Raw genomic sequence first — 24762 nt, 5'->3', positions numbered from 1 at the left:
AACCGAGCTGCCCATGTGGATCCAGCCCGCCTCTGCCATTGCACACCGCTCTCGCGCCCTTCATGATGCCCTCACCCTCAGCATACACGGTCAGACATGCGCATCTTTCTGGTTCGACACGGCGAATCTCTCGGCAACATCAGCGAGAGCGCCTACCGGCAGTTCGGCGATCACAATGTTCCGCTGACGGAATGGGGCTACCAGCAGGCGCTGGCGGCGGGGCGTAGCATCGCTTCCTATCTGGCAGCGCTGCCTCGCGCCGCGCCGAAGGCGACCATTTGGCATTCGCCATATCTGCGGACGCGCCAGACCAAGGACGCAATCATCGAGGCCTCGCCTTCGGATGCCATCGGCGATGTTCATGAGGATTATCTGTTGAGGGAGCAGGATTTCGGCCTGTTTACCGAGATCTACGACCGGGCCGAGCAGCGGCGCAAATTTCCGGAAGAATTCGAGAAATGGGCCAGGCTTCGCAACAACAGCGGCAAGTTCTATGCCCGCCCGCCGGACGGCGAGAGCCGGGCGGATGTTGCCCAGCGGGTGCGGCTGTTTCTACAGACCGTCATGCATGACATCGGCAGCGGTAACGACACCGCGATCATCGTCGGTCACGGCGTCACCAACCGTGCTTTCGAGATGAATTTCCTCCATCAGAGCGTCGAATGGTTCGAGCGCTCCGACAATCCGGGCAACGCCGATGTGACGCTGATCGAGGGCTCGCATGCGCAAGGCTATCGCTCGATGCTTCTGCACACGGCTGACGACCGCGAACCGACCGAGGCGACAGAAATGCGTGGCGCCCATGGTTCGGAACTGACGATCGCGCCGAAGACCCGCGACTAATGCCTCGCTGCGCGAGTATAGAAGCTGGGCGGCTGTATGTTGCGATGGTGGCGGCTCAAGGCTAGAACGGCCTGAAAGCGGAACACTGGGATCGCGCCGCATACTTTTCGCGGCTTTGCAAACCATGCCGTTTGCCACCCGCTTGCCAAAAAACCATAATTGCCCACCTAGATCACACATCGACAACAGGCATGAAGAATTGGATCAACGCTGGATGCGCATACACTACGTTTTTCTTGGTGCATTTCTTGCAATCGCACAGACCGCCTATGCTGAAGTGGCGTCACCGCCTGTTTTGGCGCCCCTAAAGCAACAGGCGCAAGCTGCTCAGTTGAGTGCGCAAGTTCTTACGCGTTTCAGCTACAAGCCCGTTACACTCGATGACGCCTTGTCGGCCAGGATCATGGATCGTTTCATCAAATCACTCGATCCGGACCGTGTGCTCTTCCTGCAAGCGGACATCGACAGGTTCATGTCTGACCGCAGCGAAATCGACGATGCCATCGAACGGAAGGACTTGAAGATCCCATTTGCGATCTTCAACGCGTATGAACAGCGCGTTGTCGACCGTATGAGCTATGCGCGCAACCTGCTTAAGCAGGGCTTCGATTTCAGCGTGCAGGAAAACTATTCCGTGTTGCGCGATAAGGAGCCCTGGCCACAGTCGGAAGCTGAGAGCAATGAGCTTTGGCGCAAGCGCGTCAAAAGCGACTGGTTGCGGCTGAAACTGGGCGGCAAGACCGATGCGGCTATTCGCGAAACGCTCGACAAGCGCTACGCAAACACGCTCGAAGGCGTTTACAAGTTTAAAAGCGATGACGTTTTCCAGTCGTTCATGGACGCCTACGCAACGTCGATCGACCCGCACACGGACTATTTCGGCGCGGCCGCTTCGGCCGACTTCAATATCTCGATGAAGCTCTCGCTGTTTGGCATCGGTGCGGTTCTTCAAGACCGCGACGACTACACGACGATCCGTGAGCTCGTGCCTGGTGGGCCGGCGCAGTTGTCCGGCAAGCTGGCCGTCGGAGACCGCATTACCGGCGTTGGTCAAGGCAAGGATGGGGCGATCAAAGAAGTGGTGGGCACGCGCCTTGATGAAGTCGTGCAGATGATACGAGGAAAGAAAGGTTCCGTCGTGCGGCTGGACATCCTGCCGGCGGATGCTGGAGCAGATGGCCCACATCGCGTTGTCAGCCTTGTGCGTGACAAGATCAGTCTCGAAAAACAGGCTGCCAGCAAGGCCGTGCTGTCCGTGAACGTGGGCGAAGCCACGCGTAAAATCGGGGTGATTACTCTGCCGGTCTTCTATGAGGATTTTGAAGCCAAGAGCAGAGGAGACAATGACTACAGGAGCGCAAGCCGCGATGTAGCCAAGCTTCTCGGCGAACTGAAGCAAGAAAAGGTCGACGGCGTTCTCATCGACGTGCGCAACAATGGCGGTGGTTCATTGGACGAGGCGATTGACTTGACCGGTCTCTTCATCGGCAATGGTCCGGTCGTTCAGCAACGCGGCAGCGATGGTAAGGTCGAGGTCAGAAATGCTGATTTTGCAGCACCTGTCTGGACAGGCCCGATGGGTGTCTTGATCAATCGCGGGTCGGCGTCGGCTTCGGAGATTTTTGCCGCGGCAATCCAGGATTACGGTCGAGGCGTCATCGTCGGCGAACCCAGTTTCGGGAAGGGTACCGTTCAAACCGTCCTCAATCTCGACCGGATGGTCCGCAACAGCAAACCCGAATTCGGGGAGCTAAAAGTGACCATCGCACAGTTTTTCCGGGTCAACGGCGGTACGACGCAGCTGCGCGGCGTGACACCTGATATCAGCTTGCCGGGGATCTCCGATCCGGCGAGCTTCGGAGAGACCAGTTATGACAACGCTCTCCCTTGGGCCCAGATCAAGCCGGCGAACTACACGCCTTCCGACACTGTCACCACGCTGCTGCCGACATTGCAAAGCCGCCATGATGCGCGGGTTGAAAACGATCCGGACTTTCAGCGCCTGCTGAAAGACATTGCCGACCTGAAGGCGCAGCGCGAGAAAGGGATTATCTCGCTCAATGAAGCCGAACGTCGCAAGGAAGCGACTGCTCGCGAAAATCGGCTCAAGTCGCGAGCGCAGGGAAGCGTTGGCGAGGATCCTGGTGGAGATGATGGTCTGCAGTCGGACGAGCGCAGCCTGAGTGCTGACATTGCCATTGAAAATGCCCGTAAGAATGCAAAGGACGTCTTGCTGAACGAGGCAGCCGCCATTCTTGCCGACGAGGCGGATTTGCAGGCAGGTGCGCCGAAGGTAGCCACAAGGCCATCGGCAAATACAGGCGGAAAATAGTCATACATGATCGGTGCAACAGTATGAGCCGCCCCGCTGCGGCGCTGCCGATGCCAAACCGCTGTCAATGTAGAGCTCCGTATCCGCATGAACTATCTCCTGGCGAATTATGCCCTTTCCATCGGTGCGGATCGCCGCACCGATGCCATATCCCGTGGCTAGATCGGAACAGGTTCGTGAAGCGGCCGCATTGGAGAAGGAAACGAGATGCAGTTGAACGGCGAATTGAACCCGAACGATCCCGAATTCTTTGAGCTCCTCACAGGCAGCTTCCGGCGCCTTGTCGGCACGGCTCTCGTACCCAAGGATCGGGGACCGGAGTGGCTCTACGGCGATGCCCCTTTTGTGGTTCTTGCCCACAATACCGCGCCGGATCCCGTCTTCGTCTATGCCAATGGTGCAGCACAGAGGCGGTTCGGATATAGCTGGAGCGAGTTCGTAAAGCTGGAATCCCGGCTGTCGGCTGGCCCCAGCGAGCGTGGAGCGCGCCAGGCGTTACTCGATGCGGTGACGCAAAACGGGTTCATGGCGGGCTATCGTGGCTTGCGGGTCATGAAATCGGGGAGCCGCTTCTGGATGGAAGATGGAATAGTCTGGCAGCTCCGGAACGCGGAAGGGCAGGATTTCGGGCAGGCTGCGACATTCTCAAAGTGGGTTGAGGTCCCTCCCTCCTAGATCATCAACTGCGCTGGGGAGTCACGCCGGGCTTTCTTGATCGAGTCGCTGCCGGAACGCCTCACAGTTCCAACTGCGTATGATCCTGCCTCCAGCGGGTCTGGCGTCGATCGGGAGGCAATCGAAGGGTCCGATTTTGGTGGCTCGTGTGCCTTGCTGCGGTCAGTGAACGCATCGTTAGCGAGGCGGTCTAGCCGTGACTGATAAGCTTCTGAACATAGAAGCCTTGCCCATCTCAGTCTCTTCTGCCTTTCTTTGTCGAAATACCATCCGGAGAAGCCAGATGCCAGAGCCCGATCCAGAGGAGAAGATCGACGCGACGTTCCGAAACGGCTCTCTAACGGCTGCGGGGATCATTCTCGGCTTTTCGCTGAGCTTCATCGGTCGCTGGGTATCGAATCCCAACGACTGGAGCGCCATCGACATCGCACCGATGGTGTTGCTCACCGTGGGCATCGCGCTTCAGGTGAAAGTGTTCGCTGACCTCTTGGCGCGGGATTCCTTGATCGCCGAAAAATACGACCGCGCGCGGCGACTGTTTCTGATCGGCCTTGTCATCGTGGCGATAGGGATGGGGATTGCGTTGCTGAATGATATTCTGGGGTTGGGGTCGATGCAGATGCTGGGGTGAGACGTGCCCGCGCGGCGAAATTTTAGCCAAACGATCAAATGTGGAAGGTACCAATTGCCGTTCGGGCGGCAGAGAGAGATTTTAGTTGTCAGTAATACGATCGTCCGGCAACATCACTGGCTAGCTGCTAGAATTGCGAAGTATTGCCACCAGCACGTTGGGGAGACGGGCATGTGCGCAGAGCTTGTTGAACGTCGATTGGCGGCTATTCTGGCTGCCGATGTGGTGGGGTACAGCCGTCTCCTCGAGGCGAACGAAGAAGACACTCTCAACGCCCTTCGTCAGCATCGCCGGGAGCTTTTCGATCCTGCTGTCGCATCTCATGGCGGGCATATCATCAAGGTAATGGGCGATGGTTTCCTGGTCGAGTTCAGCAGCGTGCTGAGCGCTGCTCGCTGCGCGGTGGAAATCCAGCGTGGCATGCTGGAGCGCAATACCGGGCTTCCGCCGGACAAGCATTTTTTGTTCCGAATAGGCTTAAATCTGGGTGATATCGTCTTTGATGCGGATGACTTTCATGGGGACGGCATCAATGTGGCGGTCCGGCTGCAAGCCCTTGCAGCTCCTGGCGGTATCGCCTGTTCAGCGGCCGTGCGCCACGAAGTCGCAAACAAGCTCGACATCGAATTCGCGGACCAAGGCGCGGTGACAGTCAAGAACATTGCCCGTCCGGTCCACGTCTATTTTGCCGATTGGGGCAATGTCGCTTCCGTCGAGGCGTCTCCGCTTGCCGCGGTCAGCCACACGCGGGCGCCCGCCAACAGGCCGTCGCTTGCAATCCTGCCATTCGCCAATATCAGCAACGATCCGGAGCAGGAGTTTTTCAGCGACGGCATCACCGAGGATCTCATCACCGACCTGTCGAACGTTTCAGGTCTCTTCGTGCTGAGCCGCCATACCGTGTTTGCGTGGAAAAACCGTAGCGAAAACCTGCAGCGCATCGCCGCCGAACTTGGCGTTGCCTATATCGTGGAAGGCAGCGTCCGCAAGGCAGGCAACCATGTGCGGATCAATGCAGAACTGATCGAAGCGGCCAGCGACGGCCATGTCTGGGCCGAGCGATACGACCGCGAACTCACCGATATTTTCGAAATGCAGGACGAGATCCTGAAAGCGATCGTCGAGCAACTGAAGGTCAAGCTGCTCCCGGAGGAGAAGAAGGCAATCGAGCAGGCGCCGACAGGAAATGTCGAAGCTTATACGCATTTTCTCAGGGGCCGCGAATACTATCATATAGCCTCGCGCTCCAATCACCTGATGGCCAGGCAGAGTTTCGCCAGAGCCATCGAACTGGATCCTGGCTATGCCCGCGCCTATGCCGGTATTGCAGTTTGCGATGCCCGTCTGCGCTCTCAGTTCGGCGCGGAGATTTCAGTGGAGGATATTCTCGCCAATACCGCAACAGCGCTGACGATCGATCCTAATCTGGCAGAAGCCCATGCCGCCAAGGGATTTGCTCTGGCGGTGGCCGGCAATCGCGCGGCGGCAATTTCGGCATTCGTACAGGCTTTGTCGCTCGATGCGAATTGTCATGAGGCCAACAGATACTATGCCGAATTCTGCGTCACCGACGGCCAGTTCGAACTCGCGGCGACGTATTTTCAGCGCGCTATGGAAATCAAGCCGGCCGATTACGGCGCTCCGATCATGCTTGTGAACGTCTTCCGCTCACTCGGGCAAATGGATAAGGCCAGTAGGCATGCCCGGATCGCTCTGACGAAGGCGGAGGAGGAGCTTCGGCTTCATCCGGAGAACGCCAATGCCGCCTGCCTCGGCGCAACGGCGCTGGCCTTTCTCGGTGAAGGGGGTAAGGCATTGGAATGGTTGGCGCGCGCGCTCGCGACTGATCCCACCGACATCAACATTCAGTACAATGCCGCCTGCACCTATTCACTGCTCGGCGAGATCGACAGGGCGATAGATCTGCTTGAAGTATGGATGCCTCAGGTTGGTGCCGAGATGCGGCTGTGGTTCAAGAACGATTCCGACCTCGACCCCATCCGCAACCATCCGCGTTATTTGAACCTGCTCGACTTACCTGAATAAAACCCGCCGCGGGGCAGCGGATATTTCTAGTCCTATTTTATTACTTGCTAAATTTTCTGAACGCGGTGAAGATCAACTTAAACTGGCATTCATGAAAGTCTATTGAGGGGGAGCGGATGGGCACCCGGTTCAGACTTTTTGTGCAGCCTCCATTTGAAGATGCTCGGGCAAGACCTGAGATTGTGGAAGTGTCGTCGCCGTCGGGCAGCCTGACCGCTGGCCCGGCCGACGATCGCATGTTTGTCGTGGAGCCGGTCGGGAAGGTCGGTCCCTACGGTGTGAACCGGGGACCGCTCGGAACGCCTTTTATGTATCTGCCGCCTTGGACCGGAAGGATCATTGAGCCGGCCACGCCTGACGCGCGGGGCAATTTCGACTACCTGCGGCCTTCGATGCCCGGCTTCGAAGCCGCGCATGTCTTCGGTTGCGTGCGTTTCACGCTTGATGTGTGGGAACGCTATCTCGGTCAGCCGATCACCTGGCATTTCCGCGATCATTATGACCGTCTGGAGATCTCGATCCTGCCGCAATGGGACAACGCCCAATATGGCTACGGCTTCCTCGAAGTGGGCAGTCAGTTCGAGAAGGATGGCAGCATCCTCCCGTTCAGCTTGGATTTCGACGTCGTTGCCCATGAAGTAGGGCACGCGATCATCTTTAGCGTCTTGGGCGTGCCGGACCCGGCAGCCGAATATCCGGAATATCTCGGTTTCCAGGAGGCTTTCTCGGATTGCGTGTCGCTGATCGCAGCCATGCATTTTCCGTCCGTGATCGACAACGTTCTCGAGGAGACGCACGGTAATCTGTACCGAGCCAATCGCCTCTCGCGCTTCTCGGAGTTTTCGCCGCATCGTCAGATACGCTCGGCAAACAACAAACGGACGATGGACGAGTTCGCGCATGGCTGGAAGGATGAGCACGAACTCTCACAGCCGCTGACCGGCGCGATATTCGATATCCTCGTCGATATCTTTCATGAGAGACTGGTCGCGCGCGGCCTGATTGCGCGGGCTGTTGAAGATCTGGCAGATGTTGCCGAATTCGATCCGACCGTTGAGGCGTCTGTACAGTACGCTTTCGATCGCGCCTTCGAGCGGAACTCGGAGGGGTTCGTCGCAGCATTGCTCGAGGCACGAGATATTGTCGGCGCCTATCTGGCGGAAACGCTCTGGGCTCTTGCTCCCGACTTTCTGGATTATGGCGATGTCGCGGAAACGATGCTTGCGATTGATCGGAGTGAAAGTGGCGGTCAATTCGCCAGGATCATCACCAGAAATTTCAGGCAAAGGACGATCGGCGTGTTGCACGCCGGCGCACATCTTAAAGGCGGCGAGCATTGCAGCCATGTCCATTCCGCGCGAATCTTGCTGCCGATCGATCATTTCGATCTTCCGAAGATGAGCTATCGCGAGAAGGTTCTGCTGTCGAGATCAGGCATCGGCCAATAGTGAGGTAGATGGAGGGAAAAGTGGCACATCAAGAAAATCTGCTTAGTATTTCATCGGTATATCTGTTCGGGCGTGAACTTCAGGACGTTCTTCTCAGGGGTGGCACCTCTGCGCCTCTAGGCCCGCCTCAAGCAGGTGCGAATAATTTCCTGAGGAACCAATTTGCTGAGCCGAGTGCGACGCTTGCGCGAATCTACGCTTTCTCATTCGAGGGTGCCTTTATTGAACTGGCCAGGCCGGCAATTTTTCTTGTCCACGGCGTTGGCATGGATCCTGACAATTCCCCTCCGCGGAACGCCGACGGTGATATCGAATACGAAAGATTGTACCGATCACCTGGCGCAAGTGCGCTGACAGGCCTCGGCTCCCAAATTGGAGCTCTCGCTGAGGATATTAGGGTCTGGATTTACGAGAAGGGCGATCTCTCGATGAGACTCGATGCCCAAACAGGAACCTTTGAACAAATCTTGCTCTCGGCCGAGGTCTCTGTTGATCCCAGAGGAATGGCGAGTGGAATGTCCAGATCTGGCGGAGCATTATCTCGTTCCGGCGGGGTTATGTCGAGATCGGGTGGATTCATGCCTCGCAGATCAAACGACAGTGATTGATTTGCGGATACGAGCGATCAAGGGAGGTTAGTATGCCTACAAAATCTGAAGATCAACACGACATTGACATTAAATATCTGAGCGGCAAGCCTGTGAAGGCAGCAACTGAAAAGGATACTCGCTTCTCACTTGGTGGCACCGGCTTCGTCAAGGGGATGATTATCTATATAGCGCGTAATTCAAACGGCACCGATCAGGTTGACGTGGAAATATGTCCTGATCCTGATGCCGACAGCACGGAGAAACTGTGGCCGGTCATTGCAAGGCCTGCGCATGGCCTTGAGCCGACCGATCCCGCAAATCCCTTATGGGTCGCTGTTAAACTGGACGATCAGTTCAAAGACGCCTATCAAGGATTTTTAGTTGTCTAATTATCTGGAGATCCAGTGAATTCGGATGACGCCCTCCGTTTTCGCGACCGCAGTATCGATGGTGACCTGTCGTCGGAAAGGTGGGTGCGGTCGCTATGGATACGTGACCCACGGGACCAGTTGCCGGGTTGAACCGTTATCTCACCGGCTACGGCCGATGCTCGCATACATCCCCGTCGTTCGGAACTCGGTCGGCGTGATGCCATAAACACGGCGAAAAACCTTGGCAAAATAGTTCGCGTCCTCGAAGCCGCACATGATCGAGACTTCCTTGACCGGCAGGAAGTCGGCCTTGGTCAAGAGTTTGGCGGCCCGCTGCAGGCGTTGCTGCAGCACATATTCGGCCGGCGGCACGCCTTCGCTTTCGGCGAAGCTTCGGGAGAAGTGCGCACGGCTGAGGCCCACAATTGCCGAGAGCTCGCTGACCGGCAGCGGTTTTTCCAGATTGGCGTTGATATGGTCGATCACCGGCTGCATGGCGCTCTGTTCGGCCATGAAGGCCGACGAGCCGAAAATGTCGTCGTAAAGAGCCATGGCGGCTTCATAGGCAATCGCCGAGGCTGAGCCGGGGGTGTTCGCACCCTTGACGAGGCGCAGGCTGCAATCGGCCAAATGATCGATGGTCGATTGCTGCAGCTTCAGGACCGGGCCTGCCAGAGCTAGCACCATCTGGTGGATGCGCAGCGTCTCCTCGCCGTTCATCGAGATCCAGAAATATTCCCAGCGCTCGCCCTTTTCCAGCCAGTAGCGGTGATTGTGCGGCACCAGCACCATCATCGTATCGCCGCTCTGGAGCTTGTAGTTGCGGTTCTGGTAGCGCAGGTGGCCGGTGCCGCTGATCGTGTGCTGCAGCACCGTAAACGGTGTCTGGCCGCGCTTCCGGCCGTCCCAGTCATAGGTCTCGTTTTCGCGCAACTCGTAACCGGCGCTCGTCGGCATGGCGTGCAGGCGCTGGCGTCCACGCGGCAAAGAAACGGTTCTCATCGACTGTCCGTTGGCGATCAAATCCTGCAGCACAAAATTACCCTCGAAAGCATAATCCTTCTCTGGCCGCCCTGTCGAATATGCGCATAATCCCGTCTCACAAGAGGAAGAGAGCGCGGTCGAAAGAATGGCCGGGAGGAATACAAACACCATTTTCCGGCATTTTTAGACGGTATGCGCCAGCGTGCCGTCCAATCCTCCCTTGCTGTCTTTCTCCCTAGCATTTGATCGGATCGAGGTGAAGGATATGAGTTTCAAAATCGCTATTATCGGGGCAGGCAGCGTCGGCTTCACCAAGAAGCTGTTCACGGACATTCTTTGCGTGCCGGAATTCAAGGGCATTGAATTCGCGCTGACGGACCTCAGCGAACATAACCTTCAGATGATCAAGGCAATTCTCGACAAGATCGTCGAGGCAAACAAGCTGCCGACGAAGGTGACGGCGACAACGGATCGCCGCAAGGCGCTGGAAGGCGCCCGTTATGTCATCAGCTGCGTTCGCGTCGGGGGTCTCGAAGCTTATGCCGACGATATCCGCATTCCTCTGAAATACGGTATCGACCAGTGCGTTGGCGATACGATCTGCGCCGGCGGCATTCTCTATGGCCAGCGCAATATTCCCGTCATCCTCGATTTCTGCAAGGACATACGCGAGGTTGCGGCACCAGGCGCGAAGTTCCTGAACTATGCAAACCCGATGGCCATGAACACCTGGGCTGCCATCGAATATGGCAAGGTCGATACGGTTGGCCTCTGCCACGGCGTCCAGCATGGCGCCGAACAGATTGCCGAAGTGCTCGGCGCCAAGTCACAGGGCGAACTCGATTACATCTGCTCGGGCATCAACCATCAGACCTGGTTCGTCGATCTGCGTCTCAACGGCCGCACGATCGGCAAGGACGAGTTGATCGCCGCCTTCGAGGCGCATCCCATCTATTCGCAGCAGGAAAAGCTGCGCATCGACGTGCTGAAGCGCTTCGGCGTCTATTCAACCGAGAGCAATGGCCATCTCTCCGAATATCTGCCCTGGTACCGCAAGCGGCCGGACGAAATCACCCGCTGGATCGATATGTCGGACTGGATTCATGGCGAAACCGGCGGTTATCTGCGTCACTCGACGGAGACCCGCAACTGGTTTGAGACGGAATTCCCGCAATTCCTCGCTTCGGCCGAAAAGCCGATCGATCCGGCCAAGCGCTCCAACGAGCATGCAAGCCATATTCTCGAGGCGCTGGAAACCGGTCGCGTCTATCGCGGTCACTTCAACGTCAAGAACACCGGCGTTATCACCAATCTGCCATCCGACGCGATCATTGAGTCGCCCGGCTTCGTCGATCGCTTCGGCATCAATATGGTCTCCGGCATCACCATTCCGGAAGCCTGCGCGGCAACCTGCATCTCATCGATCAATGTCCAGCGCATGTCGGTGCATGCGGCGATTTCCGGCGATATCGATCTCCTGAAGCTCGCCGTCCTTCACGATCCGCTGGTTGGCGCCGTCTCGACGCCGGAAGAGGTCTGGCAGATGGTCGACGAGATGGTCGTTGCCCAGGCCCGCTGGCTGCCGCAATATGCTCATGCCGTTTCGGCTGCCAAGGAGCGGCTGGCAAATTCCAAGGTGAAGACGAGGGAGTGGGAAGGGGCTGCGCGCCGCCATGTCCGCTCCATCGAGGAGCTTCGTGTTGAAAAGGCGGCGCTGAAACAGGCCGTCTAAAGTCAGGGTGAGGGAGGCTGCGGCGGCTCTTCGGGAGGAAGGTCGCCCGCGCTGAAGCTTTCTTCATTGTCGTTTGAGGAGAAGCGGAGACGCGTACGAGCGCTCCGGAACAAGAGGGAGAGACGATGACGAATTTCCATAGGATCGGCATCCTGGCAGGACTGGCGCTTGGCGTTTCAGTCGCGGCCCTGAATGCCTACGCGTCCGAGCCGACGGTGCCGCCGGCACCGCCGGCTTTCCCGGCGGAAGGCAAGATCAAATATGTGTCGCGCGACTCCATCCTGGAGTTCAAGGCGCTGCCCGAATATCACGAGCCGGACTGGGTGACGAAGAATTTCGTCGATACCGGCAAGCTGCCGGCGGTCAAGGATCGCCTGCCCAAGGAACCAATGGTTTTCAAGACCGAGAACATGCCTGACGGTCCCGGCGTCTATGGCGACGTGATGCGCCATGTCATCGGTGGCCGGCCGGAAGGCTGGAACTATGGCGCCGGCCAGACGCAGGGCTGGGGCGGCATAGACATCGGCCTCTCAGAATGCCTGACACGCACAGCACCGCTCTTCCAGGTGGAAGCCAAGGATACTGAGCCGTTGCCGAACCTCGCTAAGAGCTGGGAGTGGTCGCAAGACGGCCACAAGCTGACCATGCACCTGATCGAGGGTGCTAAATGGTCCGACGGCGCGCCCTTCAATGCCGATGACCTCATGTTCTATTGGGAAGACGAAGTCATCGACCCGAACGTTTCGCCGCTCGGTGGCGGCGCATCGCCGGAAGCCTTCGGCGAGGGAACGACACTCACGAAGATCAATGACTACACGGTCGAATGGACCTTCAAGGAAGCCTTCCCGAAGCAGTATCTCTATACGATGGCTTACCCGAACTTCTGCCCGGGTCCGTCCCATATTCTTAAACCCCAGCATCCGAAGTATTCGAAGAACACCTACGATCAGTTCAAGAACGCCTTCCCGCCGGAATTCATGAACATGCCGGTCATGGGCGCCTGGGTACCGGTCGAATACCGGCCGGACGATATCATCGTCATGCGCCGCAACCCTTACTACTGGAAGGTCGACGAGAAGGGCAATCAACTGCCTTATCTCAACGAGCTGCACTACAAGCTCTCGACCTGGGCCGACCGTGACGTGCAGGCGGTTGCCGGTTCTGCCGACTTCTCGAACCTCGAACAGCCGGAAAACTTCGTGGCCTCGCTGAAGCGTGCCGCCGAAAAAACCGCTCCGGCGCGTCTCGCCTTCGGCCCGCGCCTCATCGGCTATAACCTGCGCATGAACCTCTCGGCCAATGGCTGGGGTGATCCTGATGCCCGCAGCCAGGCGATCCGCGAACTCGACCGCAACGAGGACTTCCGCAAGGCTATAACCATGGCGGTCGACCGCAAGGCGATCGGTGATTCCCTCGTCAAGGGACCGTTCACGGCGATCTATGCAGGCGGCCTCTCCTCCGGCACGAGCTTCTACGATCGCAACTCGACCGTCTACTATCCCTTTGATCTAAAGGGTGCCAAGGCGCTGCTCGCCAAGGTCGGACTGAAGGATACCGACGGCGATGGCTTCGTGAACTTCCCGGCCGGAACAGCTGATGGCAAGAACGTCGAGATCGTGCTTCTCGTCAACAATGACTACACGACCGACAAGAGCCTTGCCGAAGGTGTCGTTGGGCAGATGGAGAAGCTCGGCATCAAGATCATCATCAATGCTCTTGATGGTCCCAAGCGGGATAATGCGCATTATGCCGGCCAGTTCGACTGGCTGATCCAGCGCAATACAACCGAGCTCGCCTCCGTGGTGCAGAACACCGAACAGCTTGCCGCTGTCGGCCCGCGTACCAGCTGGCACCACCGCGCCGGCAAGGATAATCAGCTCGACCTCCTGCCTTATGAAAAGGAGCTTGCCGACATCGTCAACAAGTTCCGCACGAGCCAGGACAATGACGAACGCGTGGTACTCATGAAGCAGTATCAGAAGATGGCGACCGAACATGTGGATACCGTCGGACTGACGGAATATCCGGGCGCGCTGATCATCAACAAGCGCTTCTCGAACATTCCCGAGGGTACGCCGATCATGATGTTCAACTGGGCCGAGGATTCCGTCATCCGCGAGCGTGTGTGGGTGGCTGCCGACAAGCAGGGCAAGTACGAACTCTTCCCTCAACAGCTTCCCGGTAAGCCCGGGGACAAGGGTCCCATAAACTAAGAGCTCCCTCCCGAACGACAAGAGCTTCCGGTCGCGCGTGCTGCGCGCGGCCGGTCAGAATCAACAAGCCGGCCGCGCTGAGACGAGCGACTGGCGGCAAGGAGAAGCGAACCGTCTGATGTTACGATTCCTGCTCATGCGCATCGCCTCGGCGATCCCCGTCCTCTTCATCCTGAGCGTGGTGACCTTCGCGATTATCCAGGCACCCCCCGGAGATTATGCCGATTACATCCGTTCGCAGTTGATCAATCAGGGCGGAGCTTCCTTCGCGCAAGCCGATGCCCAGGCTCAGGCCTACCGCATCGAACATGGCCTCGATCAGCCGATTGTCATCCAGTACGTCAACTGGATCACGGGAATCGTGACCAAAGGCGATTTCGGCTACAGCATGTTCTACAACAAGCCGGTTGCCGACGTGGTCGGCGAGCGCCTGCCGCGCACGCTGGCCCTGGCGCTGGTCTGCCACATTTTCGCGTCCATCCTCGGCATCACTTTCGGCATCTGGGCGGCGACCCGCCAATATAGCTGGATCGACAGCCTGCTCTCCGGCATCTCTTTCCTCGGCATGACCGTGCCGCGCTTTCTCATGGCGCTGATCATCGTCTACCTTCTCGTCTTCCAGTTCAACGTCACGGAAATCGGCAGCTTCTTCTCGCCGCAATATGGCGGAGCGCCCTGGTCCTGGGCGAAATTCATGGATCTCGTCAGCCATGTCTGGCCGGTTGTCGCGATCGCCACCTTCGGCGGGCTCGCCTACAACATGCGCGTCATGCGCGGCAATCTGCTCGATACGCTGAACGCCCAATATGTCGAGACAGCGCGTGCCAAGGGGCTTTCGGGCGGCGCCGTCGTCATGCGCCACGCCGTTCCAAACGCGCTCCATCCGCTCGTCATGTATCAGGGCGTCGTGCTTCCCTACATGCTGACCGGCGAGATCGAAACCGCGATCATCTTCGCCCTACCGACAGTTGGGCCGGCGATCGTCGGCTCGATGGCGATCGGTGACGTCTATGTCACCGCGACTTTCATGCTGGTGCTGTCGGCCACGCTGATCGTCGGCAATATCATCGCCGACATGCTGCTTGCCATGCTCGATCCGCGGGTCCGTCAATATGGAGGAGCCTGATATGTTTGCCTTCGACTCTTCCACGCCGCCGCCACCACACGAGGAAACGGTCAAGAATACCAGCCATGGCAATGAGAGCTATATGGCGCTGGTCTGGCGCCGGCTGCGGCGCTCCTGGACCGGCATGATCGGCCTCATCCTCGTCGGCCTCTTGATCATCATGGCGATCTTTGCCGATTTCTTCGCGCCGATGGACCCGAAGGCGACCGATGTCGGCTTTGCGCCGCCGCAGCTCGTCAGCATCCATGACAAGGAGGGCAGTCTCGTCTGGCCGCGCGTCTATGCGCTGGCAGATTCCGAAGAGCTCGATCCGGTTACCTTCCAGCCGATCGTCGGCCTGGATTATGACAATCCGCGTTCGCTCGGCTTCTTCGTCAAGGGATCGGACTATAATCTGCTTGGTCTCATCCCGGCCAATCGCCATTTCTTCGGCACGGTCGATGGCCAGCCGGTGCATTTCCTCGGCACCGACAAGTTCGGCCGAGACGTGCTGTCTCGCGCCATCATCGGCTCGCGCATCTCGCTGATGATCGCACTGACGGTGGTCTTCATCGTCACTGTCGTCGGCACGACGGTCGGTATGGTGTCGGGCTATTATGGCGGCGCCTTCGATGTCTGGGTGCAGCGCTTCGTCGAGCTGGTGCTCGCCTTCCCGCAACTGCCGCTTTATCTCGCGCTGACATCGCTGATCCCGATCACGGCACCCACCAACGTCTTCCTCGCCTTCGTGATCTTCGTCATGTCGGCGCTCGGCTGGGCGCAGATGTCGCGCGAGGTGCGCGGCAAGACGCTGGCGCTGGCGCGCATCGAGTATGTGCGCGCGGCGATGGCGGTCGGTGCCACCGACCGGCGCATCATCTTCCAGCATATTTTCCCGAATGTGATGAGCCATGTGATCGTTGCGGTCACCATCCACATTCCAAGCGTTGTATTGCTGGAATCTTTCCTCGGCTTCCTCGGCTTTGCCGTAAAGCCGCCGCTGATCTCCTGGGGTCTGATGTTGCAGGATACGGCCAACTATTCCGTCATCGGAACCTACCCCTGGATTCTCGCTCCCGTCGCCTTCGTGCTGATCACCGTCTTTGCCTTCAATGCGCTGGGTGACGGTCTGCGCGATGCGGTCGATCCCTATTGAGGTGATGAAGATGGCCCTTGCTCTCGTCAGTTCTTTCGCCCCGCCCGTCCGTCACGATCATGACGGCCGCAAGGAGAACCCTGTTATCGATGCACGCAATATCGGCGTGAACTTCAAGGTCGAGCATGGCATCGTTGAAGCCGTGAAGGACATTTCCTTCCAGCTTTATCGCGGCGAAACGATCGCTATAGTCGGTGAATCCGGCTCCGGCAAATCGGTGACGGCCCGCACCGTCATGGGGCTTCTTTCCAAACGTGCGGTGATCTCGCCACGCTCGAGTGTCGAATATGACGGCGCCAATATCCTGAAATTCTCCGAGAAGGCCCGCCGCAAACTGCGCGGCGACCGCATCTCGATGATCTTTCAGGAGCCGATGAGTTCACTGAACCCGATCTATACGATCGGCAGCCAGATCGTAGAGGCGATCCGCGTCCATCGGAAGATGAGCCGCAAACAGGCCAACGCCAAAGCGCTGGAGCTTCTGAAGCAGGTACAAATCCCCGATCCCGAGGCACGGTTGCGGCAATATCCGCATCAACTTTCGGGCGGTCAGCGCCAGCGCGTGATGATCGCCATGGCGCTTGCCAATGATCCCGATGTCCTGATTGCTGACGAGCCGACGACGGCACTCGACGTGACCGTTCAGGCGCAGATCCTCAACCTCATCCGCAACCTGCAGACGGAATTGCGGATGGCGGTGATCCTGATCACCCATGACCTGACGGTCGTGCGCAAGTTCTCCGACTATGTCTATGTGATGCAGCATGGCGAGATGCGAGAGCACAATATAACCGAGCAGCTCTTCGCCAATCCGCAGCATCCTTATACCAAGCATCTTCTGGCATCCGAGCCGCGCGGCCAGGCCAACCCGCTGCCGGAGGGATCGGATATCATTCTTGATGCTCGTGGCGTGCGTGTCTCCTTCATGCTGCGTCATGGCGGTTTCTTCCGGCCGGAACTGCGCGAACTGGTCGCCGTCGACAGCCTCAATCTGACGCTGCGTCGGCATGAGACACTGGGCCTCGTCGGCGAATCCGGCTCGGGCAAGACGACGTTTGGCCAGGCTATCCTCAGGCTCAACGATACTGATAATGGCGAGATCTATTTTGACCGGCAGCCGATCCACGGCAAGTCGCGGGCGGAAATGCGCCCCTTGCGTTCACGCATGCAGATCGTCTTCCAGGATCCGTTCTCCTCGCTCAACCCGCGCATGACGATCGGTCAGATCATCGAGGAAGGGCTTGTCGTCAACAATCTCGGTGCCACCAAGAGTGAGCGGCTGGACCGCGTACGCGAAGCGCTGACTGCCGCCGGCATGCCGGGCAATATCCTGTCGCGTTTCCCGCATGAGTTCTCCGGCGGCCAGCGCCAGCGCATCGCTATTGCAAGGGCGATCGCGCTGGAGCCGGAATTCATCCTGCTCGACGAGCCGACCTCGGCGCTCGATTTGTCGGTCCAGGCGCAGATCATCGAACTCTTACGAAAGCTGCAGGACGAGCGAGGCCTGAGCTATCTCTTCATTTCGCACGACCTGAAGGTCGTGCGTGCCCTCTGCCACCGTGTCATCGTCATGCAGCACGGCAAGATCATGGAAGAGGGTCCCGTCAACGAAGTCCTTTCCAAACCCAAGACACCCTACACCGAACGGCTCGTCAAAGCCGCTTTCGAGGTAGCGTAATTTCAGAATGCCGGAGGTTCATATGGCAAATCCCAGAATAGCGTTCATTGGAGCTGGCTCCACCGTTTTCATGAAGAATATCGTCGGCGATATCCTGCAGCGTCCGGCGCTGTCGGGCGCCACGATCGCGCTGATGGACATCAATCCGCAGCGGCTCGAGGAAAGCGCCGTCGTCGTCAACAAGTTGATTTCGACGCTTGGTGTGAAGGCGAAGGCGGAGACCTATGGCGATCAGCGCAAGGCTCTGTCAGGTGCCGATTTCGTCGTCGTCGCCTTCCAGATCGGCGGCTACGAGCCCTGCACTGTGATGGATTTCGAAGTGCCGAAAAAATACGGCCTGCGCCAGACGATCGCCGACACGCTCGGCGTCGGCGGCATCATGCGCGGTCTCCGCACCGTGCCGCATCTCTGGAAGATCTGCGAGGACATGCGCGCCGTCTGCCCCAACGCTATCATGCTTCAATATGTAAACCCGATGGCGATCAATACCTGGGCGATTTCAGAGAAATACCCCGACATCAAACAGGTCGGCCTCTGCCATTCCGTCCAAGGCACGGCGATGGAGCTCGCCCACGATCTCGACATCCCCTATGACGAGATCCGCTATCGCTCGGCCGGCATTAACCACATGGCCTTCTACCTGAAGTTCGAGCACCGTCAGCCGGATGGTTCCTACAAGAACCTCTATCCCGATCTCGTACGCGCCTATCGTGAGGGACGTGCGCCGAAGCCGGGCTGGAACCCGCGCTGCCCGAACAAGGTGCGCTACGAGATGCTGACGCGGCTTGGCTATTTCGTCACTGAGAGCTCGGAGCATTTTGCCGAATACACGCCTTACTTCATCAAGGAAGGCCGCGACGATCTGATCGAGAAATTCGGCATTCCGCTCGACGAATATCCGAAGCGCTGCATCGAGCAGATCGCCCGCTGGAAGGGGCAGGCGGAAGCCTATCGTTCGGCCGACAAGATCGAGGTCAAGGAATCGAAGGAATATGCTTCCTCGATCATCAATTCGGTATGGACGGGCGAACCCTCGGTTATCTACGGCAATGTGCGTAACAATGGCTGCATCACCTCGCTGCCGGCCAATTGCGCAGCCGAAGTGCCGTGCCTCGTCGATGCCTCCGGGATCCAGCCGACCTTTATCGGCGACCTGCCGCCGCAGCTGACCGCGCTGATCCGCACCAATATCAACGTCCAGGAACTGACGGTTCAGGCGCTGATGACGGAAAATCCCGAGCATATCTATCATGCTGCGATGATGGATCCGCATACGGCTGCTGAGCTCGACCTCGACCAGATCTGGTCGCTGGTGGACGAACTGCTCGCCAGCCACGGCGACTGGCTGCCGGAATGGGCGCGGCCGAGCAAGGTCCGCGCTGCCTGAGCTGCATTAATGCGATCAGCGCCGGTCGTTATGCCGGCACTGATCGCGCTCGATGATTATGACAATCGGCCTTCGTCGTCGATCAGGGTCAAACGGCAGGGCGCCGCATCGCTCCACCGCCAAAGCACGAGATTGAGATCGTCGTTTCTCGCTGCTGGAGCAAAACTTCTGACCAGGAGACCGTGATAGCCGCCAGACACGAGCTGGCGGGCGAAAGCCTGTGTCCGAGCTTCTCCGCTTGCCTTCATCTCGTCGCGCCAGTTTGCCGCGGCAATCGCTGCCGCATCCATGCCTTCCGCCTCAAGGGCAGCCTTATCTCTCGTGTCGAACACGCGCTCGAGCTCAGCTTCGTAGCAGACGAGGGTCGTGGGCTGCAGGCTGCCGACCTGATTGGCTTCCCGAAGTGCCGTCAGCACCGAGAGCGACGTATAAAGCGCCGGCGTTCCCTTGGGGTTGAAGCGGCCGCCATAAAGCTCTGCACCCCGGCCGGAGAGCGGGTGGCGTGCATAGATCGGGTTCAGTGCGCGATATAGCTTTCCTTCGTAGCGCATCGGCCGGGATCAGGCGTGGATACCGGCATCAATTGCATCGATATAGTCGAGGACTTCCTCCGCCCGTCCGTCGCGAACGAGCTGCATAGCCGTCTGGCCGGAAAAGCCTGACAGGGGCTCGGAACGATACCAGGCATACGCCATCAGCGCCGAGCCGAAGCGGGGTTCCACCTTGTTGACGACCTCGATCATTTCGCGCAGGCGCCGTTGCGTCCTGTGAGAACGCAGGCGGTCCTTGCGCTGGATCGCATCCTTGCCGAGACCGGCCGTGCGGGCGATCTCCTCGCTGGTTGTGCGAAAGGCATCGGCGATCTTGCGCGGGGCAAACAGACCGTCATCTGCATATTGTGCGAGGCCCATGATCCATCTCCATGCCAGTTGTTCTGACAATATATAGCGTCAAAATAAGCGGCATTCAATGATCGATGGCTATTTCGGCAATCGTTCCCGATCATCTCGACCGCCTAGGAGCCTATCGCCGTGTCCGTGGCCAAAGAACAGCGTTTCGGCATTGTCGATGAAGATTCTCCGGGTCAATTCGGGTGTACCAATCGCTTCCTGCATTCTGTCGATCAGGTCGGCATCGTCGGGCATATCGCTCCAGAGTTCGGTGTGCGGCCAGTCGGTGCCCCAGAGTAGCTTTTCAGGATGGCTGGCCGCAAGCGCCTGCGCCACCTCGGCAAAACCGGCATAGTTGCGCTCGCTTGTCAGGCGGTAGGGCGCCGTGAGCTTGATGTAGCCGCCGGGACTATCGGCCAGTCGCTGGAGTGCTGGAACATGCTCGCACCAGGCCCCATCGGCGAGCGGCATGAAGCCCAGATGATCAATGACGAAACGAACGCCAAGCTGCGGCAAGCGACCAGCCAGATCACCGATCTGATCGGGGCTGATCTGCAGCTGCAGCGACCAGCCGAAATCGCGAATGGCCGCCGCAAGTTTCTCGGCCGCTGCAAGCGGCAGGCCGCCCTTGTTGCGGGTATTGATGCGCACGCCGCGCACGCCGAGCCGGTCGAGACGGGCAATCTCCTCGGGGACTGTCTCGGGATCGATGACGACGATACCACGCAGGCGGTCCGGAAAGGCAGTCAACGCCTCGATCAGAACCTGGTTGTCGAGGCCATAAACGCTCGGCTGCACGAGAATGCCCCTGCCGACGCCAAGCCGGTCGGCAAAGGTAATCCAGTCGGCCGTCGTTGCAATATCGGGCGTATAGCTGCGCGGCGTATTGAGCGGTGCCCCGGACCGGAAGACATGGAAATGCGTGTCGATCGTGCCTTGTGGCAGCGGGTAAGCCGGAAGACGCGTCAGTGGCAATCGCGGCAGGCAGAGTGGGGCTTCGCTATCCACCATGCTCATTTCGTTTCCAACTCCTCGTGCTGGAGGAAATCGAAGTCAACGCCTTCGTCGGCCTGCAGCACGTGGGTGTGAAAGAGCTTTGCATAACCGCGCGCCGGCTCGGGCGTCGATATCGTTTCAAGCTCTGCCATGCGCCGGTCAAATTCACTTTGGTCGATGGCAATATCTATGCGCCGCTCTTTGACGTCGAGGCGGATACGGTCTCCTGTCCGGACGATCGCCAGCGGTCCGCCGGCTGCCGCTTCCGGGGCAATATGCAGAACGATGGTGCCGAAGGCGGTGCCGCTCATGCGGGCATCGGAAATGCGCACCATGTCCTTGACGCCCTGCCGGGCAAGTTTGCGCGGGATCGGCAGATAGCCGGCTTCCGGCATGCCTGGCGCCCCCTTCGGCCCGGCATTGCGCAAAACGAGAACATCCTCGGCGGTAACATCGAGGTCGTCGCTGTCGATCCGCAAGGTCATGTCCTCAACGGAATCGAAGACGACCGCGCGGCCTTCATGCTGCAGCAGATCCTTTGATGCGGCAGACTGCTTGATGATGGCGCCGCGGGGCGCGAGATTGCCGTAGAGCACGGCAATCGTGCCGATCGGCTTCAGCGGTTTTTCTATGGTGCGGATGATCGTCTGGCCGGGCTCGTCCGCCGCAGCATCAATGACCTCGCCGATCGTCTTGCCGCAGACCGTCCGCTGGCTCCCGTCGATTTCATGGCGCAGGGCTTTCAGCAGCGTCTGCACGCCGCCGGCTTCATGAAACTGTTCCATATAATGCTGGCCGGAAGGCTGGAGATCGACAAGCAGCGGAATGATCTTGCCGAGCCTGTCGAGTTCGGCCATGTCGAGGCGCAGGCCGAGCCGCCCGGTGATGGCAGCAAGGTGGACGACGGCGTTGGTCGAGCCGCCCATCGCCTGCAGTGCGACGAGGCCATTGCGGATAGCTGCGGGTGTCAGGATATCGCGTACGGTCGGCGCGTCCGGGTTGGTTGCAAGTCCGGCGGCGATGCGGCCGGTCTCTTCGGCGAGCCGCACACGCTCGGATTCGGCTGCCGGAGCCGATCCCGCCCGCGGCACGCAAAGACCCATCACCTCGGTCAGGTTGGCCATGGTGCTTGCCGTTCCCATGACTGTGCAGGTACCGACCGAACTGGCGAGCTTGTTGTTGACGTCGGTGATTTCTGCTTCATCGATTTCGCCGGCGCGGAAGCGTCCCCAGAAGCGGCGGCAATCGGTGCAGGCGCCGAGCCGCTCGCCCTTATGGTGGCCGACGGCCATCGGCCCAGTCGGCAGGAAGATCGCCGGGATCTCGCTGCTCGCTGCGGCCATGATCTGTGCCGGCAAGGTCTTGTCGCAACCGCCGATGAGGATCACCGCATCCATCGGCTGGGCGCGGATCATCTCTTCGGTTTCCATCGCCATCAGGTTGCGCAGATACATCGAGGTCGGCGAGGCGAAGCTTTCGTGGATGGAAATAGTCGGAAAAACCATCGGCATGGCGCCCGCCAGCATGACGCCGCGCTTGGCCGCCTCGATCAGCTGCGGCACATTGCCGTGGCAGGGATTGAAGTCGCTGTAGGTATTGGCAATCCCCACGATCGGGCGATCCAGAGCATCGTCCGAATAGCCCATTGCCTTGATGAAGGCCTTTCGCAGGAATAGGGAGAAACCCTGATCGCCGTAACTCGTCAGCTTGCGACGCAGACCGCTCGACATTGTTCCTCCCTCGTCCTCCAAATCGATGCCAAGCCTAGTTGGATATGTAAGATTGTCAATAAAGAAGATGTGACTGTAGATCTGCCTGTTGCCGTCGCCATAGAATTCTATAGGAAAAACTCAAGATAATTCGCGATATTTTCAGATCTTGTCTCAACTTTCGCATTGGCTTTCGGAGAGTTAACGTCTAAATTATCGATAAAATGAGATGGAGCGAAGCATGACGGAGAGTGGGCGAAGGCGAATAGGGGTCATCGGCGCCGGCTGGGTCAGCGAGTATCACCTGCCGGCCTGGAGGAGGCAGTCGGCCCGTGCTGAGGTCGTCGCGATTGCCGACCCTTCATCGGAAGCCCGGACAGCCAGAAGCAGGCCTTTCGGTATCCTCCGCAACTATGCGAGCGCGCAGGATATGCTGACCGAGGAAGTGCTGGATGCCGTCGATATATGTGCCCCGCGTGAGGCCCACGTGGAACTTGTACGACTGGCGGCCACGAAGGGCATCGATATTCTCTGCCAGAAGCCCTTGGCGCCCGATTACGATCAGGCGGTCGCCCTCGTTGCCGGTCTGCCCTCATCGATCCGGCTGATGGTGCATGAGAACTGGCGGTTTCGCGCCTATTACCGCCGGCTGAAGGCGTGGCTGCAGGAGGGTTTTGCCGGCGAGATCAGGCAGGTCCAGTTCGAATTTTTCTCGAGTGGCATGATTGCCGATACCGAGGGGAACAGGCCGGCGCTCATCCGGCAGCCGTTTTTCCGCAGGCAGCAGCGTCTGCTGGTCATGGAAGTGATGATCCATCACCTGGATACGCTTCGCTACCTGCTTGGCGAGATGGAGGTGGTTGCCGCACGGCTCGAGCGCAGCAATGACGATATTATTGCCGAGGATGTCGCTGCTGTCGTTCTGCGCCGTCTGGACGACGGGGTGATCGTCACTGTAAACGCCAATCTCGCAGTGCATGGTGCGCCGCCGGCGCCGCGGGATCATTTACGGATCTTTGGTACCCAGGCCACGCTGGAGCTGAACGGAAACCGTCTTTCGGCAAAGGGCAATGTCGCGCGCGTGGAGGAGTTCGATGCCGATGCTGTCTATCAGGGCGCCTATGATGCGACGATCGCGCACTTTCTCGACGGACTGGACGGCCGGGCGGCGATGGAGACGGTGCCTGACGATAATCTGAAGACGCTGGCGCTGGTGGAAGAGATCTATAGGCTGAGCCGGTTCGACCCCGAATGCAAACCGCGATAAAATGGCCCGCCGCCGGAGGACCTATTCATGACGCTCAATGATATCAGTGAAGACGAGATCGAACACGACGATCTGAGCATTGCGCGGGCGCTCGAAGAAGACATCATCTTCGGGCGGCTGGCGCCCGGCACGCGTCTGACTGAGGACACGCTGCTCGCGCGCTTCCACGTCACGCGACATTTCGCACGTCAAGCGATCGTCCAGTTGGAGACGATGGGCATCGTCGTGCGCGAGCGCAACAAGGGCGCCACTGTGCGTTCGCTGACGCCGCGGCAGGTGCAGGAGATCTATGACGTGCGCGAACTGCTCCAAAGGCAGGCCGCACTCTGGATTCCGCTACCGGCGCCCGACGAGCTGATCGCGGAATTGACGGCCCTGCATGAGGAGCATGGCCGGCACGTCGAAGCCGGCTATCTTCGCGGTGTGCACGAGACGAACGACAGGTTCCACCTGACGCTCTTCAGCGCCTGCGGCAACTCCCATCTCGTCCAGTCGATCGAACTTTATATGCGCCTCAGCCTGCCGGTGCGCGCCAACTCGATGTCGAGCAAGGAATCGCTGCGGATTTCGCACGAGCATCACCGGTTGATGATCGAGATGCTGAAGGGCAGGGATAACTGGGTTCTGGCCCAGCTCTGCGTCGATCACCTGCAGCCGAGCAAGAAGCGCTATCTCGCATATGTGAGCGAACACTGAGGCTGTTATTCGA

At 58.9% G+C, this 24762-nt stretch carries 21 protein-coding genes; 16 read left to right on the top strand and 5 right to left on the bottom strand.

What is annotated here, in order from left to right; translation table 11 throughout:
- Positions 1 to 96 precede the first annotated feature (96 nt).
- From ACK9YZ_RS28530 to ACK9YZ_RS28495, 8 genes are all read left to right on the top strand, one after another.
- Positions 97 to 843 (top strand): histidine phosphatase family protein, encoded by a 747-nt coding sequence (locus ACK9YZ_RS28530; protein WP_416066956.1) that lies wholly within the window; start codon positions 97 to 99, stop codon positions 841 to 843.
- Between the two features lie 214 nt (positions 844 to 1057).
- Positions 1058 to 3175: a carboxy terminal-processing peptidase gene (locus tag ACK9YZ_RS28525; protein ID WP_416066955.1), complete on the top strand. Its 2118-nt coding sequence runs from the start codon at positions 1058 to 1060 to the stop codon at positions 3173 to 3175.
- A gap of 207 nt (positions 3176 to 3382) precedes the next feature.
- Positions 3383 to 3850, top strand: a complete 468-nt coding sequence (locus tag ACK9YZ_RS28520) for an MEKHLA domain-containing protein (protein WP_416066954.1) — start codon at positions 3383 to 3385, stop codon at positions 3848 to 3850.
- A 283-nt stretch (positions 3851 to 4133) separates the two neighbouring features.
- Complete coding sequence (locus ACK9YZ_RS28515; RefSeq protein WP_416066953.1) at positions 4134 to 4481, top strand: hypothetical protein; 348 nt, start codon at positions 4134 to 4136, stop codon at positions 4479 to 4481.
- A 171-nt stretch (positions 4482 to 4652) separates the two neighbouring features.
- Positions 4653 to 6527, top strand: a complete 1875-nt coding sequence (locus ACK9YZ_RS28510; RefSeq protein WP_416066952.1) for a TPR end-of-group domain-containing protein — start codon at positions 4653 to 4655, stop codon at positions 6525 to 6527.
- 116 nt (positions 6528 to 6643) lie between these two features.
- Positions 6644 to 7975, top strand: coding sequence for a hypothetical protein (locus ACK9YZ_RS28505; RefSeq protein ID WP_416066951.1), 1332 nt, complete (start codon positions 6644 to 6646; stop codon positions 7973 to 7975).
- Between the two features lie 20 nt (positions 7976 to 7995).
- Positions 7996 to 8583 (top strand): hypothetical protein, encoded by a 588-nt coding sequence (locus ACK9YZ_RS28500; protein WP_416066950.1) that lies wholly within the window; start codon positions 7996 to 7998, stop codon positions 8581 to 8583.
- A gap of 32 nt (positions 8584 to 8615) precedes the next feature.
- On the top strand, positions 8616 to 8954 hold the full coding sequence (locus tag ACK9YZ_RS28495; RefSeq protein ID WP_416066949.1) for a hypothetical protein: 339 nt from the start codon (positions 8616 to 8618) through the stop codon (positions 8952 to 8954).
- A 141-nt stretch (positions 8955 to 9095) separates the two neighbouring features.
- On the opposite strand, the gene ACK9YZ_RS28490 is transcribed toward ACK9YZ_RS28495, so the two are convergent.
- Positions 9096 to 9971 (bottom strand): helix-turn-helix domain-containing protein, encoded by an 876-nt coding sequence (locus tag ACK9YZ_RS28490; RefSeq protein WP_416066948.1) that lies wholly within the window; start codon positions 9969 to 9971, stop codon positions 9096 to 9098.
- A gap of 214 nt (positions 9972 to 10185) precedes the next feature.
- On the opposite strand from ACK9YZ_RS28490, the gene ACK9YZ_RS28485 reads away from it, so the two are divergent.
- The 6 genes from ACK9YZ_RS28485 (at position 10186) to ACK9YZ_RS28460 (ending at position 19191) form a co-directional block, all read left to right on the top strand.
- On the top strand, positions 10186 to 11652 hold the full coding sequence (locus ACK9YZ_RS28485) for an alpha-glucosidase/alpha-galactosidase (RefSeq protein ID WP_416066947.1): 1467 nt from the start codon (positions 10186 to 10188) through the stop codon (positions 11650 to 11652).
- 125 nt (positions 11653 to 11777) lie between these two features.
- On the top strand, positions 11778 to 13865 hold the full coding sequence (locus ACK9YZ_RS28480) for an ABC transporter substrate-binding protein (protein ID WP_416066946.1): 2088 nt from the start codon (positions 11778 to 11780) through the stop codon (positions 13863 to 13865).
- A gap of 118 nt (positions 13866 to 13983) precedes the next feature.
- The gene (locus tag ACK9YZ_RS28475; protein ID WP_416066945.1) at positions 13984 to 14991 is read left to right on the top strand and encodes an ABC transporter permease; all 1008 of its coding nucleotides are present in this window, start codon (positions 13984 to 13986) and stop codon (positions 14989 to 14991) included.
- Position 14992: 1 nt separating this feature from the next.
- Positions 14993 to 16126: an ABC transporter permease gene (locus ACK9YZ_RS28470; protein ID WP_416066944.1), complete on the top strand. Its 1134-nt coding sequence runs from the start codon at positions 14993 to 14995 to the stop codon at positions 16124 to 16126.
- Positions 16127 to 16136: 10 nt separating this feature from the next.
- Positions 16137 to 17804: an ABC transporter ATP-binding protein gene (locus ACK9YZ_RS28465; RefSeq protein ID WP_416066943.1), complete on the top strand. Its 1668-nt coding sequence runs from the start codon at positions 16137 to 16139 to the stop codon at positions 17802 to 17804.
- 22 nt (positions 17805 to 17826) lie between these two features.
- The gene (locus ACK9YZ_RS28460; RefSeq protein WP_416066942.1) at positions 17827 to 19191 is read left to right on the top strand and encodes an alpha-glucosidase/alpha-galactosidase; all 1365 of its coding nucleotides are present in this window, start codon (positions 17827 to 17829) and stop codon (positions 19189 to 19191) included.
- Positions 19192 to 19247: 56 nt separating this feature from the next.
- Here ACK9YZ_RS28460 and ACK9YZ_RS28455 read toward each other — a convergent pair whose 3' ends face one another.
- The 4 genes from ACK9YZ_RS28455 to ACK9YZ_RS28440 form a co-directional block, all read right to left on the bottom strand.
- On the bottom strand, positions 19248 to 19742 hold the full coding sequence (locus ACK9YZ_RS28455) for an RES family NAD+ phosphorylase (protein ID WP_416066941.1): 495 nt from the start codon (positions 19740 to 19742) through the stop codon (positions 19248 to 19250).
- Between the two features lie 9 nt (positions 19743 to 19751).
- The gene (locus ACK9YZ_RS28450; RefSeq protein ID WP_416066940.1) at positions 19752 to 20102 is read right to left on the bottom strand and encodes an MbcA/ParS/Xre antitoxin family protein; all 351 of its coding nucleotides are present in this window, start codon (positions 20100 to 20102) and stop codon (positions 19752 to 19754) included.
- A gap of 69 nt (positions 20103 to 20171) precedes the next feature.
- Positions 20172 to 21098: an amidohydrolase family protein gene (locus tag ACK9YZ_RS28445; protein ID WP_416066939.1), complete on the bottom strand. Its 927-nt coding sequence runs from the start codon at positions 21096 to 21098 to the stop codon at positions 20172 to 20174.
- Positions 21095 to 22807, bottom strand: coding sequence for an IlvD/Edd family dehydratase (locus tag ACK9YZ_RS28440; protein WP_416066938.1), 1713 nt, complete (start codon positions 22805 to 22807; stop codon positions 21095 to 21097). The genes ACK9YZ_RS28445 and ACK9YZ_RS28440 overlap by 4 nt, the downstream gene beginning before the upstream one ends.
- 220 nt (positions 22808 to 23027) lie before the next feature.
- Between ACK9YZ_RS28440 and ACK9YZ_RS28435 the strand changes: the two genes are divergently transcribed.
- Together ACK9YZ_RS28435 and ACK9YZ_RS28430 are read left to right on the top strand one after the other, a co-directional pair.
- Positions 23028 to 24053 carry a Gfo/Idh/MocA family protein gene (locus tag ACK9YZ_RS28435; RefSeq protein ID WP_416066937.1) on the top strand — a complete coding sequence of 342 codons (1026 nt, stop codon included), beginning with the start codon at positions 23028 to 23030 and terminating at the stop codon, positions 24051 to 24053.
- 27 nt (positions 24054 to 24080) lie between these two features.
- The gene (locus ACK9YZ_RS28430; RefSeq protein WP_416066936.1) at positions 24081 to 24749 is read left to right on the top strand and encodes a GntR family transcriptional regulator; all 669 of its coding nucleotides are present in this window, start codon (positions 24081 to 24083) and stop codon (positions 24747 to 24749) included.
- Positions 24750 to 24762 lie beyond the last annotated feature (13 nt).

This window comes from Rhizobium sp. ZK1 (assembly GCF_047782645.1).
In the GTDB taxonomy this organism is placed as follows: domain Bacteria; phylum Pseudomonadota; class Alphaproteobacteria; order Rhizobiales; family Rhizobiaceae; genus Rhizobium.
The sequence above is the reverse complement of the archived record's forward strand: the minus strand, read 5'-3'. Positions and strand labels throughout refer to the sequence as shown.

What these genes read in the sequence shown, in the direction of transcription:
- ACK9YZ_RS28530 (WP_416066956.1), top strand. Translation starts at nt 97, where the DNA reads ATGCGCATCTTTCTGGTTCGACACGGCGAATCTCTCGGCAACATCAGC.
- ACK9YZ_RS28525 (WP_416066955.1), top strand. Translation starts at nt 1,058, where the DNA reads ATGCGCATACACTACGTTTTTCTTGGTGCATTTCTTGCAATCGCACAG.
- ACK9YZ_RS28520 (WP_416066954.1), top strand. Translation starts at nt 3,383, where the DNA reads ATGCAGTTGAACGGCGAATTGAACCCGAACGATCCCGAATTCTTTGAG.
- ACK9YZ_RS28515 (WP_416066953.1), top strand. Translation starts at nt 4,134, where the DNA reads ATGCCAGAGCCCGATCCAGAGGAGAAGATCGACGCGACGTTCCGAAAC.
- ACK9YZ_RS28510 (WP_416066952.1), top strand. Translation starts at nt 4,653, where the DNA reads ATGTGCGCAGAGCTTGTTGAACGTCGATTGGCGGCTATTCTGGCTGCC.
- ACK9YZ_RS28505 (WP_416066951.1), top strand. Translation starts at nt 6,644, where the DNA reads ATGGGCACCCGGTTCAGACTTTTTGTGCAGCCTCCATTTGAAGATGCT.
- ACK9YZ_RS28495 (WP_416066949.1), top strand. Translation starts at nt 8,616, where the DNA reads ATGCCTACAAAATCTGAAGATCAACACGACATTGACATTAAATATCTG.
- ACK9YZ_RS28485 (WP_416066947.1), top strand. Translation starts at nt 10,186, where the DNA reads ATGAGTTTCAAAATCGCTATTATCGGGGCAGGCAGCGTCGGCTTCACC.
- ACK9YZ_RS28480 (WP_416066946.1), top strand. Translation starts at nt 11,778, where the DNA reads ATGACGAATTTCCATAGGATCGGCATCCTGGCAGGACTGGCGCTTGGC.
- ACK9YZ_RS28475 (WP_416066945.1), top strand. Translation starts at nt 13,984, where the DNA reads ATGTTACGATTCCTGCTCATGCGCATCGCCTCGGCGATCCCCGTCCTC.
- ACK9YZ_RS28470 (WP_416066944.1), top strand. Translation starts at nt 14,993, where the DNA reads ATGTTTGCCTTCGACTCTTCCACGCCGCCGCCACCACACGAGGAAACG.
- ACK9YZ_RS28465 (WP_416066943.1), top strand. Translation starts at nt 16,137, where the DNA reads ATGGCCCTTGCTCTCGTCAGTTCTTTCGCCCCGCCCGTCCGTCACGAT.
- ACK9YZ_RS28460 (WP_416066942.1), top strand. Translation starts at nt 17,827, where the DNA reads ATGGCAAATCCCAGAATAGCGTTCATTGGAGCTGGCTCCACCGTTTTC.
- ACK9YZ_RS28455 (WP_416066941.1), bottom strand. Translation starts at nt 19,742, where the DNA reads ATGCGCTACGAAGGAAAGCTATATCGCGCACTGAACCCGATCTATGCA.
- ACK9YZ_RS28450 (WP_416066940.1), bottom strand. Translation starts at nt 20,102, where the DNA reads ATGGGCCTCGCACAATATGCAGATGACGGTCTGTTTGCCCCGCGCAAG.
- ACK9YZ_RS28445 (WP_416066939.1), bottom strand. Translation starts at nt 21,098, where the DNA reads ATGAGCATGGTGGATAGCGAAGCCCCACTCTGCCTGCCGCGATTGCCA.
- ACK9YZ_RS28440 (WP_416066938.1), bottom strand. Translation starts at nt 22,807, where the DNA reads ATGTCGAGCGGTCTGCGTCGCAAGCTGACGAGTTACGGCGATCAGGGT.
- ACK9YZ_RS28435 (WP_416066937.1), top strand. Translation starts at nt 23,028, where the DNA reads ATGACGGAGAGTGGGCGAAGGCGAATAGGGGTCATCGGCGCCGGCTGG.
- ACK9YZ_RS28430 (WP_416066936.1), top strand. Translation starts at nt 24,081, where the DNA reads ATGACGCTCAATGATATCAGTGAAGACGAGATCGAACACGACGATCTG.